The organism is Lysinibacillus sp. FSL K6-0102, assembly GCF_038003545.1.
Taxonomy (GTDB): Bacteria; Bacillota; Bacilli; order Bacillales_A; family Planococcaceae; genus Lysinibacillus; species Lysinibacillus capsici.
This window is the reverse complement of record NZ_JBBOPH010000001.1, coordinates 2,700,437-2,714,189: the sequence shown is the minus strand read 5'-3', so window position 1 is coordinate 2,714,189 and position 13,753 is coordinate 2,700,437. Positions and strand designations below refer to the sequence as shown.

Here is a 13,753-nt window from a genome sequence, read left to right as displayed (position 1 = left end):
GTGTCAAATAAAAGAATTCTCCATAATGTATTTACTCTCTTGGTAGTTATTTGTAATAATAAAAATGTATTAATATAGTAGAATGTTGTTTGTATTTAAAAAAATAAAAATGCCACAGATAGTGGCAAAGAAATAATATTAACTTTAAAGGAATTTATATCGCTCATTCCTTATAAGAGAGTACCTGTCCAAACCTTCTTTATCTACATTTTTACGAACTGGGGCACCATTTTAAAAAAAGTTACAGGTGCCCCAGCAAGTGCCCCAAAAAGTGCCCCAGTTAAATACATTTAGATAGGCTTCGTTAGACAGGTATAGAAACCTTCATTAATACAAAACCTTGATATTATGCACATCAAAAAATTAAAAATATCAGGATAGAAACCAAGGTCATAAGTTATGCTTATCAAAAAAGATAATATTAATGTAATTTACTTATGAATATAAATGCGCTATCATGGGTATTGGAGAAAAGATGCTACACATTTTTAAAGCCTTTTCAAAAAGATATATTAGGGGGATCCGCAAATGGCACAAGGTAATTTACACAACAGCCGTGCATCATTCGAAGTGAATGGTAAAACTTACAATTACTATGACTTAGCTGCGATTGAAAAAGCTGGCGTTGCAAAAGTTTCAAACCTTCCTTACTCAATTAAAGTATTATTAGAATCTGTTTTACGTCAATATGATGCTTATGTAATTAAAGAAGAACACGTAAACGAATTAGCAAAATGGGGTAACGGTGCTGACCCAGAGGCAGAAGTACCATTCAAACCTTCTCGTGTTGTATTACAAGACTTTACTGGTGTACCAGTAGTTGTTGACCTTGCATCTCTTCGTTCTGCAATGAAAGAAATGGGCGGCGACCCAAGCAAAATCAACCCTGCTATTCCAGTTGACCTTGTAATTGACCACTCAGTACAAGTTGACAAATATGGTAATGCATCTGCATTACAAGCAAACATGGACCTAGAATTTGAACGTAACGCTGAGCGTTATAACTTCTTAAAATGGGCTCAAACTGCTTACAATAACTTCCGTGCTGTACCACCAGCAACAGGTATCGTTCACCAAGTAAACTTAGAGTACTTAGCTCCAGTTGTACACGTAAACGAAAATGCTGACGGCACATTCGAAACATTCCCAGATTCAGTAGTAGGTACTGACTCTCATACAACAATGATCAACGGTATCGGCGTTCTTGGATGGGGCGTAGGTGGTATCGAAGCTGAAGCAGGTATGCTTGGTCAGCCTTCATACTTCCCAATTCCAGAAGTTATCGGTGTTAAATTAGTTGGCGATCTTCCAAACGGAACAACTGCTACTGACTTAGCATTAAAAGTAACACAAGTATTACGTCAACGTGGCGTAGTTGGTAAATTCGTTGAGTTCTTCGGACCTGGCGTATCTAAATTACCACTAGCTGACCGTGCGACAATCTCTAACATGGCTCCTGAATATGGTGCTACATGTGGTTACTTCGCAATCGACGAAGAATCATTAAACTACATGCGTTTAACTGGTCGTGACGAAGAGCACATTGCGGTTGTAGAAGCTTACTTAAAAGCGAACCACATGTTCTTCGATCCAACATTAGAGCCAGTTTACACAGACGTTTTAGAAGTAAACTTAGCTGAAATCGAACCAAACCTTTCTGGTCCTAAACGTCCACAAGACTTAATTCCACTATCTCAAATGCGTTCTCGTTACAAAGAAGCAGTAGTGGCACCACAAGGTACACAAGGTTTCGGTTTAACAGAAGATGAATTCGAAAAAACTTCTGTAGCGAAATTCGCTGAAGGCGATGTAGAAATTCCAACAGGTGCTGTTGCGATTGCTGCGATCACTTCTTGTACAAATACTTCTAACCCATACGTATTAATTGCTGCGGGCTTAGTGGCGAAAAAAGCTGTAGAAAAAGGTCTAACAGTACCGAAATGGGTAAAAACTTCTTTAGCACCAGGTTCTAAAGTTGTTACTGGTTACCTTGAAGATTCAGGTTTACAAACATACCTTGACCAAATCGGTTTCAACACTGTAGGTTACGGTTGTACAACATGTATCGGTAACTCAGGTCCATTATTACCTGAAATCGAAGAAGCAATTAAAGCAAATGACTTATTCGTAACTTCAGTTCTTTCTGGTAACCGTAACTTTGAAGGTCGTGTACACCCACTTGTAAAAGCTAACTACTTAGCTTCACCACCACTTGTTGTTGCTTATGCACTTGCTGGTACAGTGGATATCGATCTACAAAAAGATTCATTCGGTAAAGACAAAGATGGTAACGAAGTATTCTTCGCTGATATCTGGCCTTCAACTGAAGAAGTTAATGCAGTATTAGGTACTGTTGTTAACCGTGAGTTATTCCAAAAAGAATACGAAACTGTATTCACAGCGAACGAAAAATGGAATGCAATTGAAACATCAACTGAGTCTCTATACACATTTGATGACAAATCAACTTACATCCAAAACCCACCATTCTTCCAAGGTCTTGCAAAAGAGCCAGAAGCTATTAAAGGCTTAGACGGCTTACGCATTATGGCGAAGTTCGGTGACTCAATCACAACTGACCATATTTCTCCAGCTGGTGCAATCGGTAAAGATACACCTGCAGGTAAATATTTAATTGAAAACGGTGTTGCAATCCGTGACTTCAACTCTTACGGTTCTCGTCGTGGTAACCACGAAGTAATGATGCGTGGTACATTTGCAAACATCCGTATCCGTAACCAAGTTGCTCCTGGTACAGAGGGTGGATTCACTACTTACTGGCCAACAGGCGAAGTAGAGTACATCTATGACGCATGTATGAAATACCAAGAGCAAGGTACTGGCTTAGTCGTACTTGCTGGTAACGACTACGGTATGGGTTCTTCTCGTGACTGGGCTGCGAAAGGTACATTCCTACTTGGCGTGAAAACTGTTATCGCACAATCTTACGAGCGTATCCACCGTTCTAACCTAGTAATGATGGGTGTTCTTCCACTTCAATTTATGCCAGGTGAATCTGCTGATACATTAGGCTTAACTGGTAAAGAAGAAATCTCTGTTAACATTACTGACAACGTAAAACCACGTGAAATCTTAACAGTAACTGCTAAATCTGAAGACGGCACAGTTAAAACTTTCCAAGCTTTAGCTCGTTTCGACTCAGAAGTAGAGGTAGACTACTACCGCCATGGTGGTATCCTACAAATGGTTCTACGCGCAAAAGCTGCTGAGTAATCATCACCATAAAAACCGATCTCTTAGGAGGTCGGTTTTTTTATTTATTAAGAGAGTGTTGGATAGAAGTGACCAAAATATGTATAAATAGCACCAAATGACGGGTTTAATGGATAATTATAATTTAATTTCCAATGAACCTAGCATTTTTCCAATTCTTTCGCTAAAATTAATAGGTAAGCATTAAATTTACATAAACGGGGGACGATTGATTATGACAAAGAAAAAACATAAGTTTTATACAGCGGCAACAGCGGCAATGGCGGTTACTGCTGTTGCGGTAGTACCTGTATCGGCGGCTAGTCCATTTTCAGATGTGAGTGAGGATTATGCGCATTATAATAGTATTTCTACATTGCATGCAGCAGACATCATTAATGGTTTTCCAGATGGTACATTTAAGCCTTCAAAGGATGTGACACGTGGACAGGCAGCAAAGATGATAGCAAGTGCTTTTCATCTAACTACAACGGATACGGCTGTCGAGAATCCGAATTTCAAGGATGTCGACTCATCTAGCCCATACTATAAAGCGATTGTTACATTAGTTAATCTTGGCGTTGTACAAGGCTATGAGGATGATACATTCCGTCCAGATGACACAATTACTCGTGGTCAAATGGCAGTAATGGTAGCAGAGGCTGCAGGTTTAACAGCAGAAGGTAAAAGTCCATTCACAGATGTACAGCAAGATAGTCCATTTGCAGATGCAGTAACAGCTCTGTATGAGGCAGGCATTGCGAAGGGTGTTACTGCCACAGAATTTGGTGTAGATAAAAATGTTACTCGTGGTCAGTTAGCAACATTTATTGTGAACGCATTAGGCTTAGCTGAGGATACACAGCCTACAACAGAAGTAAAAGAGGAAGAGCCTAAAGAGGAGCAAGTAACAGAAGAACAACCTACTACAACAAAGGATAGTGCTTTGTTAGAGGAAGTATTTACGAAAACATTAGCCAAGCAAAAAGAGCTAAAAAGCATGAAGGCTACCATGACGATTTCTCAGACAGTAGAGGCAAACGATGGTAAGGAAACCATGAAAATGGATTCTAAAGGCAACATGAAGATGGAAATTGTTACAGAGCCAATGCAATTCTTTGCTGATGGTTCAATGGCTTTAACAGATCCAACAAGTGGTGAAGCGATTAATTTGCCGATTAAAATGTATATGACGGCTAAAGATGGTATGTATATGTATGAGGCAGAACAAAAGGCCTGGGTAAAGTTCCCGAAACAATTATTTGAAGATGTACTGAGCCAAACAGGGATGCAGCCAGATGCAACTGAACAATTGGAGATGCTACAAGCATTTGCCGAAGATTTTACATTAGTAGAATCAGCAAACCGTTATGAATTAACATTAAAAGGCTCTGGCGATAAATTCACTGAGCTAGTGAAGCAGCAGCTTGGCGCAATGGATTTAGGAATGGAAGCGGATCTAGAGGCACAATTAGGCAATATTTCCTTTGATGGTCTCACATATAAATTATTGATTAATAAAGAAACATTCGATGTAGAAGAAATTGCTATGGACATGACATTAAAGATGCAAGTAGAAGGCAATTCGATTAAAACAAGACAGCAAACAACGATCAAATATCATGATTTCAATGCGGTAACGACAATTACGATTCCAAAAGATGTGCTAGACAATGCAAAGGAAATGGATTTGAGTGCATCAGAAACAGCACCAGTAAGTAAATAATACAAAAAGTAGGTTTATGCCAAGTATATTGGTGTAAGCCTACTTTTTTTATGCTTTAGTGGAAGCCCATTAATTCTTTTACTTTCGCTGTGTTTGGAGCAGATGTTAGAGTTTCTAGTAAGCGAAAGGCAACATCAAAGGCTGTTCCTGGATTGGAGGAGGTGATGATATGATCAGTTTGCACAATGCGCTCGTTGACAATTGCTGCGCCATAGCCCTTTAGCTGTGCTAAACGTTTACTTGTTGGATGATTATAGGTTGTTGCTTGACGATGCTGAAGAATTCCACTGTGGCCTAAAATAAGAGAAGCTACACAGATTGTTGCAATCGGTTTTTTCTGTTCATCAAAGTGACGAACGACTGCCTGAAATTCCTCGCTAAACGCATCCTCATAAAAACCGGCTTCCTCAAAGCCTCCAGGAATCGCTAATGCATCAAAATCCTCTAATACAACTTCATGAAGCAATTTTTCAGGAGTGACTTTAAAATTCCAGGTGCATTGCAGCTGTTCATGCAGGCCGACCGTAACCACATCTGTTGTACCATCACCTTCCCACTTATTCCAGCCGAGCACATCAGTAAAGACGCTTGCCTCCACCGCTTCAAAGCCATTTGCTAATAGTAACAATATTTTTTTCATGTTTGATTTGCCTCCTTTATTGATATTATTGTAAACAAAAGGGAGAAAAGATTACATACGTTGTATAATGGATTTTAGGTAAAAAACTTTATTTGAAAAGGTATTATGTCATAAATAATTTATTTAGAAAGGTGAAGGACCATGGATCATATTGATACACAAATATTACAGCAGTTACAGCAAAATGCCAAAATCTCTATGAAGGAATTAGCCACTACCGTTCATTTATCCTCTCCTGCCGTTATTGAAAGAATCAGAAAGCTAGAGGAGCAGGGTGTGATTGAGGGCTATCATGCAAAGGTAAATCTGAAAAAGATGGAGCGTACGATTGAAGCCATTATTTTATTTAAGTCCATTGATTGTAAAAGTCTTTCTTCATTTTGTAATGCTCATCCTGATGTTTTGGCATGTTATCGAGTGGCTGGGGAAATTAGCTATATTGTTAAATTAGCGACCTATTCAGTAGAAACATTAGAACAATTTATTGATGCGGCTATGCCCTATGGCACACCTTCTACTAATATCGTGTTATCTTCAACGGAAAAACAAGTGATTGCACCATTTGCTGACAATGATTTGGAGTAAATGACAAAAAAAGCAAACCTCGAAGCCGTGAGCACCGTTTATAGGGTAGAGAGGAGGAAGAATGTTGCTAATTCATGAACTGGAAAGAATAATGGAACAGCATACAGAGAGGCTTATTCGTCTTGCCTTTTACTATGTGAGAGATTTACAAAGTGCTGAAGATATCGTACAGGATGTCTTTATTAAGTTCTATGATAATCAGCAAAACTATGAGGAACGTGGGGAGCTAAAGGCGTATTTATCGAAATTAGTTAGTAATCGAAGTAAAGATTATTTACGTAGCTGGACCTATCGGAAAATTCAAGTGCAACAGAAGATTTTTCCGCAGCAAACCGTTATGAGAAGAGATATGCTTGTACAGCAAGATGAACGTACTTTGATTGAAAATGCGATTCTAGCTCTCCCTTTCAAACAGCGAGAGGTCATTATACATTTTTATTTTGAAGAAATGCCTGTGGTAGATATTGCAGAGCTGTTAACGATTCCTGAAAGCACCGTCAAAACAAGGCTACGTCGTGGGCGAGAGTTATTGAAGCTACAATTACAGCATGTTGAATGGGAGGTGCTCCTGCATGAGTAAAATGGATGCACGCGTAGTAAGGGATTTATCAGAAAGTAAAAAGCGTGTGATGACAAATGTGGTTCAGCATTTACAGCAACGCCAAGAAAAAAAATCTGCAAAACGCTGGCCATATGGTGTTTTGGCTATGATTTTAAGTGTCTGCATAGGGCTGTTTATATATCAGCAATATAATGAACAACAACAGCAAGCTTCTACTATTCCACCCGTATTAGATGAGCGGATTTTAGAGCTATATTTACAACTTGATTCTTTTATGAACGGAAAGAATCGTTTATATAAGGCAAGCTTTGATAATTTTTTATATTTTGAATCGACCTTTGCTTATGCGCAATCGAAAAAACTAGTACCTACACAAGAGCAAGTAGATAAGGCACTCGAACAGTTCATGGAAGAGTGGAGCTATGAGGATGATACTCGGCCAACTTATGATAAGCTTCTGCAAATGTTGCAAGTCACAAACGAAGGGTTTATAGAGAACTATGGCAAGCCAATTGCCTATAAAATGGCTACATTTGACTTATTATGGGAGGCAAGCCAAGCCGATTATAAGGATGTAAGTAATCCCATTCGTACATGGCTTGTCGAGCAAGAAGCCATGAATTATTTAGAACAACATTATCATAAAGACATTGCCGCCTTACGAGAAAAATATAAAATCCCAGAAAAGGACAGCCAAATGAAGCTCATCAGAAGTGGAACGGTCTTAGCGATCAAGGAACATGAATTTTTAGTTGTCTCAGGCGTCTTGGCTAGCGAGGTTGGGCAAAAATCTGTCGATGAATTAGTGCAAAAACATAGTAATGGTACATGGTTCCCTCTAGTGGATGTCCCGCAAACACTATCAGTTGGAGATCGAGTAGAAGTTCAATATAGACAGTCGATTGGGAACGATGACGCTCAGCCATTCATTGATTATAAGGATATCGTAGAAATGAAAATAGTAAAGGAATCTCACTAACAAGAAGCTAGACATTCTCGTGCTATTCAATAGTAAAACATTGCTGAAGAGCTTTTTGATTCAAACCATTCAACAGCCACAATATGATGATCTCCATCAAAGTATTGCCACTTGTCTCAACGAAATTTTTTAAGATTGTCCTCCGTTGACAGACAATTGGTAATTTGCTAAGATGAAGGACAATAAAAGCATACAAATTCGTTGATGAGAAAGAGTAGTGTTTCACTTTGTTCTACAGAGAGCCGACATTTGGTGGAAGTCGGTGTGCAGGTGTTACATGAAAATCCTCTCTGAGAAGATTAGCTGAATGGAGTAAGCTAATCCGGGTGTCTACCGTTAAAAAGAACACGTATGATTGTACGTTGCTGAGTGCTATTGGCCATCGTGTCAATAGAATTAGGGTGGTATTCGCGGTTAACCCCGTCCCTTTTCCTTGGGACGGGGTTTTTTGTATGCCTTTTATACAAATTTGCTTGTATAGGAGGAACTAATATGCAGAAAGAACAAAAGAAAGAAACAACGGTTGAACGAGAAACAAGGATTCGTACATTATGGGCGCAAGAAGGGACCTTTGCAAAATCTGTAAGTAATCGTGCTGAACAGCAGCCCTTTGTATTTTATGAGGGACCCCCAACAGCGAATGGTTTACCACATGTTGGCCATGCATTTGGTAGAACCATAAAAGATGTGGTGGCACGTTATAAAACAATGCAAGGCTATTTAGTTGAACGCAAAGCAGGTTGGGATACACATGGGTTGCCTGTGGAATTAGGGGTAGAAAAGGCATTAGGAATCTCAGGAAAGCAGGAGATTGAGAACTATGGGGTGGAGCAATTTATTCAAGCATGTAAGAAGAGCGTTTTTACCTATGAGCAAAAATGGCGTACTTTTACAGAGCAGCTTGGCTACTGGCTTGACATGGATGATCCTTACCTAACATTAAGTAATGACTATATTGAATCTGTGTGGCATATTTTAAGCCATGTTCACAAGGAAAAACTGTTATACAAAGGACATCGCGTTTCACCTTATTGCCCTAGCTGTCAAACTTCCTTAAGCTCTCATGAGGTGGCACAGGGCTATAAGGATGTTAAGGATTTATCCGTTACTGCAATGTTTAAGCTAGAGGATCGAGACGAATATATCTTAGGCTGGACAACGACGCCTTGGACATTACCAGCCAATGTAGCCTTGGCTATGAATCCTGCTCTTCGATATGTCCGTGTAAGGCATGCAAACAGCATCTATATACTAGCCAAATCGTTGGTATCAAAGGTTTTTTCAGAGCCTGTAGAAATATTAAGTGAGCATGACGGACAGGAGTTTGCAGGTGTTTCCTATCTATCACCATTTTCCTATGTAACCGTCGATAAAGGGCATATCATTGTCATGGCAGATTATGTGACAGAGCATAGTGGAACAGGAATTGTACACATAGCACCTGCTTATGGAGAGGACGATTATAAAACGGTGCAGCAACATGGCTTGTCCTTTGTCAATGTAGTTGATCTTAAAGGCTGTTATACAGAAGCGGTACCTGAGCTTGTTGGACGATTTGTGAAAGATTGTGATGTCGATATCATTAAAATGCTTGCAGCAAAAGAGCTTTTATTTACTAAAGAAAAATATGAGCATAGCTATCCGCATTGCTGGCGCTGTGATTCACCATTATTGTACTATGCAACAGATAGCTGGTTTATCAAAATGTCGGCATTAAAAGAGCAGCTTTTACAAAATAATCAGCAGGTGACATGGTACCCTAGCCATATTAAGGATGGACGATTTGGCAACTTCCTAGAAAACTTAGTGGATTGGAATATTAGTCGTAATCGTTATTGGGGGACACCACTCAATGTGTGGATCTGTCAGGATTGCAATCATGAGGAGGCACCTAACAGTGTTGCTGCGCTACAACAATTAGCCAAAGGAGCTGTCAATGAACAATTAGAGCTCCATAAGCCATTTATAGATGCTATTGTCTGTACCTGTCCTGTCTGCCAGGGCGACATGAAACGTACGCCTGAAGTTATCGATGTTTGGTTTGACAGTGGCTCGATGCCATTTGCCCAACAGCATTATCCTTTTGAAGACGTAGCGAACTTTCATCATCAGTTTCCAGCAGATGTGGTCATTGAGGGTATCGACCAAACGCGAGGATTTTTCTATAGCTTATTAGCAGTATCGACCTTGTTTACAGGAAAACCACCTTATAAAAATGTGCTATCGTTAGGGCATGTACTCGATGAGCATGGACAGAAGATGTCCAAAAGTAAAGGCAATGCATTAGAGCCTGTTGAGTTAATCCAGGAGTATGGAGCAGATGCTCTACGTTGGGCATTTTTAGTTGATAGCTCCCCATGGAATCCAAAGCGTTTTTCGAAGAAAATTGTCTTAGATGCGAAATCTAAGCTGGTGGATACACTCGACAATACGTTTAAATTTTATGACATGTATGCCCAGATCGATGACTTTACGTATGATGCTACAAATACAGGTACACGTTCACAGCTAGATCATTGGATATTGTCCCGCTTACATCACACTATCCAGCTTGTCACAACCTCTATGGATGATTATCAATTTACACAGGCTACAAGGGAAATTGGTCAATTGGTGGAAGAGTTAAGCAACTGGTATATACGTCGTTCACGTGCTAGATTTTGGGCAAATGGAATGACAGCAGATAAACGAGGTGCATTTAGCACACTTTACGAGGCACTGACATCCATTTGTCAATTAATAGCACCGTTTACACCATTTATAGCAGAGGATATCTACCGTCAACTATCTGGAAAAAGTGTTCATCTTGAGGAATATCCACTATTCGACGATCAACTAGTGGATGTGAAGCTTGAACAAGAAATGGCAACGGTCTTAACAGTTGTGGAACTTGGACGTAGCATTCGCAATAGTCAGGGAATAAAGGTCAAGCAGCCTTTAAGTGAACTCATTGTTGCCCTAAAAGGTGAACTGTCGGATTACCAAGCCTATAGCGAACTCATTCAAGATGAGTTAAACATCAAAGCTTGTAGATGGACACATGATTTTTCAGCCTATGAAAGCGTGCATTATAAATTGAATTTTAAAACAGCGGGAGCGGCATTTGGTCCAAAGGTTCATCAAGTAAAAGAGTATGTGTTGGCATTAACAGAGGAAGAGAAACAAAGGCTACAACATTATGAAACTGTGGATCTCATGATGGACGGTCAACAGCTAACATTATTAAGAGAACATGTAATAGCTGAATCAATCGTCAAGGACCATTATATTTTAGCGGAGGATAGCACTTGCCGTGTCTTGATGAATGTTCAACTTACAGAGAGCTTACTACAAGAAGGGCAAATACGAGAATTAATTCGTACAATACAAGATGCACGAAAAAAATGGCAGCTACCAGTGGCGCAATATGTATCGATTGCCTTTAATGGTAGTGCAGGGGTACTTTTCATGATTCAGCAGCACGAAGCTTTATTACAAGAAAATGTATTAGTCAAAGCTATTCATTATGGTGAGCAATGGCCTCATGCAAAATCCATTGAGACGGCATTGTTTAATGAAAAGCTCACTTTATTTGTTTCTCTATAAAAGAAAAGCTCAGGGTTACCTCCTGAGCTTTTTCTATGTACGTTAAAATAAGCCACTTGCCAGATAACATGCTGTTGCCCAAATAAAGACGGCGGAGCATTTATTAAATAGTCGCATCAATTTTCCAGAGCCGTCTAGTTTTTTGAACGAGGCGCCAGTCAATGTGAGACCGAAAAACCATAGCCAGGAAATGAACACACAAGCAACAGTGAACATTATTTGCTCGGTTCCACTATATTTTAATGCGCTTGTACCAATAACACCGATTGTATCTAAAATAGCATGTGGATTTAGAACTGATACAGAGAGTGCGAAGAGAATTTGTTTTTTTATAGGCAATGCTTCGCTATTTTCAGTGTTTGCTGGATTTGAACGCCAAATGCTATAGCCCATGTAAAGTAAAAAGATGATACCAATAGTCATTAAAGTGATACGCAACCACTCAAATTGTAGAACTATTAATGACAGACCGAATACCGCAAGTAGAATAAGCAGTGTATCACAGATCGCAGCTGTCACACCTGCTGGCAAAGCGCGTAATAAACTTGGTTGTGTAGCACCTTGTGAAAAAACAAAAACATTTTGTACACCTAATGGCAAAATGAGTCCAAATGCTAAAATGATCCCATGAAGAAAAGCTTCCAATGACCATTCCTCCTTTCTTTACTTATTTTAGATATGGTATAACTAAAAGAAAACGACCAATTGGATGGTTTTTTATCCACCCAATTTCATTGCATGGAAGGAGAAGGAACATGAGCTGGCAGCCGAATAGACGAAGTGATAATACATTACAGCAGCAGATTGTACAGTGGATAACAGCCAATGTGGAGCGAGGAGACTGGGCAGCAGGGACAAAACTACCTACCCAAAGACAGCTAGCCATGCAGTTCGATGTGAATCGTAGCACAGTTCAGCAGGCTTTGGAGGAATTAAAAGCAATGGGCATTCTTGAAGCAAAGGTAGGCTCTGGTGTTTATGTTACGCACAATTCCTGGCATGCATTAATCCAACAAACACAGCCGAATTGGCAAACTTATATCGAAACAAGCATCCACAAGCCAAACTACCATACCATCCAATTAATTAACGAATACGAACAGCGCGAGGATGTAATTCGTTTAGGAACGGGAGAGCTAGCACCCAGTTTGTTGCCAACCGAGGAAATAGAAGCTTCACTGCGAGAGCTATCCTTTCAACACAAAGCATTAGGCTACTCTTCGCCACAAGGTAATGATCAGCTTCGTAAAGCTATTTGTAAATATGTTCAAAAAAGAGGCATTCCCGCTGAGCCTCAAAACGTCTGTATTGTTTCAGGTGCACTTCAGGCACTACAATTAATTGCTGTTGGCTTATTAGAGCAAGGGTCTATTGTGTTTCAGGAGCCAACCTCCTATTTAAATTCTGTTCACCCTTTTCAGTCAGTTGGCATGCAAATGATTAGCATTGAACGTGATGTACAGCTTGCTCAAACATTAGCGCAAAGGAAACGAAAGAAACAAGCCGTGTTTTATGCCATTCCTACTTTACATAATCCAACAGGTCATGTATGGACAACACAAGAAAAAGAACAGCTATATGAAGCTTGTCAGGCATCACGGATTCCGATTGTAGAAGATGATGTTTATCATGAATTGCTTTTTGAAGAGGCATCACCGCCGCTTAAGGCCATGGATAATAGTGGACAAGTTCTTTATATTGGCAGCGTCTCTAAAACCTTAAGCCCAGGGTTACGCATTGGCTGGCTCATCGGTCCAACCACTGTGATTGAGCGATTAGCCGATATAAAAATGCAAACAGACTATGGCTCAAGTGCCATTTCTCAGGAAATTGTCCTACATTGGCTGCAATCAGGAAAATATGAAAAGCATCTCGCAGGATTACGTCAACAATTACAGGAGCGAGCCGATTTTACGGAACAGCTTTTAAAGGAGAAGTTTACAGATGTGGCGAATTGGAGCAAACCAAGGGGAGGCTTTTATATTTGGCTCAAGTTTCATGAGCCGCTTGTAGATAAAGACCTCTTTATGAAGCTGTTGCAGCGGCAAGTATTAATCAATCCCGGCTATATCTATGATCCACAAGATCATCATCATATTCGTCTATCCTACGCCTATGCAACCTATGAAGAATTACAGGAAGGAGTACAAATCCTACATGAATGTGCGGTGGAGGCTATTGGACGAAAGAGTAAGTAAGGACTTACCCTGAAGTTAGGGAAACGAGAGAAGGTTGCTCTAAAAGTGATCAAAGAAGTGAGAAACCCGCTCTAAAGTGGTTGAGAAACGATCAAACAAGTAAGGAATCCGCTCCAAAGTAGATGAGAAGTGATCAAACAACTGAAGAACCCGCTCGAAAATTAGCGAAAAGTGATCAATGTAGCAAGCTCCTCTCTCAATAAAGTATCTATGCTTAGTAGCCAACCCACTGCCAGAAAAGAAAGTGAATAATCCAAGCTGTGTA

9 protein-coding genes and 1 other annotated feature are annotated in these 13,753 nt (G+C 39.8%); of the genes, 7 read left to right on the top strand and 2 right to left on the bottom strand.

Annotated features, from left to right (window positions below; all coding sequences use genetic code 11):
* The first annotated feature begins 528 nt into the window (after positions 1-528).
* Both acnA and NYE73_RS13715 read left to right on the top strand, forming a co-directional pair.
* A complete protein-coding gene (gene acnA / locus NYE73_RS13720) occupies positions 529-3,234 on the top strand; it encodes an aconitate hydratase AcnA (RefSeq protein ID WP_048393126.1) in 2,706 nt (901 codons plus the stop codon).
* Between the two features lie 214 nt (positions 3,235-3,448).
* Positions 3,449-4,939, top strand: a complete 1,491-nt coding sequence (locus tag NYE73_RS13715; RefSeq protein ID WP_115673673.1) for an S-layer homology domain-containing protein — start codon at positions 3,449-3,451, stop codon at positions 4,937-4,939.
* A 55-nt stretch (positions 4,940-4,994) separates the two neighbouring features.
* Here NYE73_RS13715 and NYE73_RS13710 read toward each other — a convergent pair whose 3' ends face one another.
* Entirely contained in the window at positions 4,995-5,579 is a 585-nt protein-coding gene (locus NYE73_RS13710; protein ID WP_259950290.1) for a DJ-1/PfpI family protein, read from the bottom strand.
* Positions 5,580-5,720: 141 nt separating this feature from the next.
* Here NYE73_RS13710 and NYE73_RS13705 point away from each other — a divergent pair, with 141 nt between their 5' ends.
* The 4 genes from NYE73_RS13705 (at position 5,721) to ileS (ending at position 11,290) form a co-directional block, all read left to right on the top strand.
* Positions 5,721-6,164, top strand: a complete 444-nt coding sequence (locus NYE73_RS13705; protein ID WP_259950289.1) for an Lrp/AsnC family transcriptional regulator — start codon at positions 5,721-5,723, stop codon at positions 6,162-6,164.
* A gap of 64 nt (positions 6,165-6,228) precedes the next feature.
* Positions 6,229-6,744: a sigma-70 family RNA polymerase sigma factor gene (locus NYE73_RS13700; protein WP_081011042.1), complete on the top strand. Its 516-nt coding sequence runs from the start codon at positions 6,229-6,231 to the stop codon at positions 6,742-6,744.
* Positions 6,737-7,705 carry a DUF3221 domain-containing protein gene (locus NYE73_RS13695; protein WP_048393116.1) on the top strand — a complete coding sequence of 323 codons (969 nt, stop codon included), beginning with the start codon at positions 6,737-6,739 and terminating at the stop codon, positions 7,703-7,705. The genes NYE73_RS13700 and NYE73_RS13695 overlap by 8 nt, the downstream gene beginning before the upstream one ends.
* 192 nt (positions 7,706-7,897) lie before the next feature.
* Positions 7,898-8,136: a binding site (T-box leader), on the top strand.
* 61 nt (positions 8,137-8,197) lie between these two features.
* A complete protein-coding gene (gene ileS / locus NYE73_RS13690) occupies positions 8,198-11,290 on the top strand; it encodes an isoleucine--tRNA ligase (protein ID WP_259950286.1) in 3,093 nt (1,030 codons plus the stop codon).
* Positions 11,291-11,332: 42 nt separating this feature from the next.
* Here the strand turns inward: ileS and NYE73_RS13685 are convergent, their stop codons facing one another.
* Positions 11,333-11,935, bottom strand: a complete 603-nt coding sequence (locus NYE73_RS13685; RefSeq protein WP_259950284.1) for a LysE/ArgO family amino acid transporter — start codon at positions 11,933-11,935, stop codon at positions 11,333-11,335.
* Between the two features lie 110 nt (positions 11,936-12,045).
* On the opposite strand from NYE73_RS13685, the gene NYE73_RS13680 reads away from it, so the two are divergent.
* Positions 12,046-13,488: an aminotransferase-like domain-containing protein gene (locus NYE73_RS13680; RefSeq protein WP_259950282.1), complete on the top strand. Its 1,443-nt coding sequence runs from the start codon at positions 12,046-12,048 to the stop codon at positions 13,486-13,488.
* Positions 13,489-13,753: the final 265 nt, after the last annotated feature.

Coding starts and splice junctions, on each gene's coding strand:
- acnA (WP_048393126.1), top strand. CDS start 529: ATGGCACAAGGTAATTTACACAACAGCCGTGCATCATTCGAAGTGAAT.
- NYE73_RS13715 (WP_115673673.1), top strand. CDS start 3,449: ATGACAAAGAAAAAACATAAGTTTTATACAGCGGCAACAGCGGCAATG.
- NYE73_RS13710 (WP_259950290.1), bottom strand. CDS start 5,579: ATGAAAAAAATATTGTTACTATTAGCAAATGGCTTTGAAGCGGTGGAG.
- NYE73_RS13705 (WP_259950289.1), top strand. CDS start 5,721: ATGGATCATATTGATACACAAATATTACAGCAGTTACAGCAAAATGCC.
- NYE73_RS13695 (WP_048393116.1), top strand. CDS start 6,737: ATGAGTAAAATGGATGCACGCGTAGTAAGGGATTTATCAGAAAGTAAA.
- ileS (WP_259950286.1), top strand. CDS start 8,198: ATGCAGAAAGAACAAAAGAAAGAAACAACGGTTGAACGAGAAACAAGG.
- NYE73_RS13680 (WP_259950282.1), top strand. CDS start 12,046: ATGAGCTGGCAGCCGAATAGACGAAGTGATAATACATTACAGCAGCAG.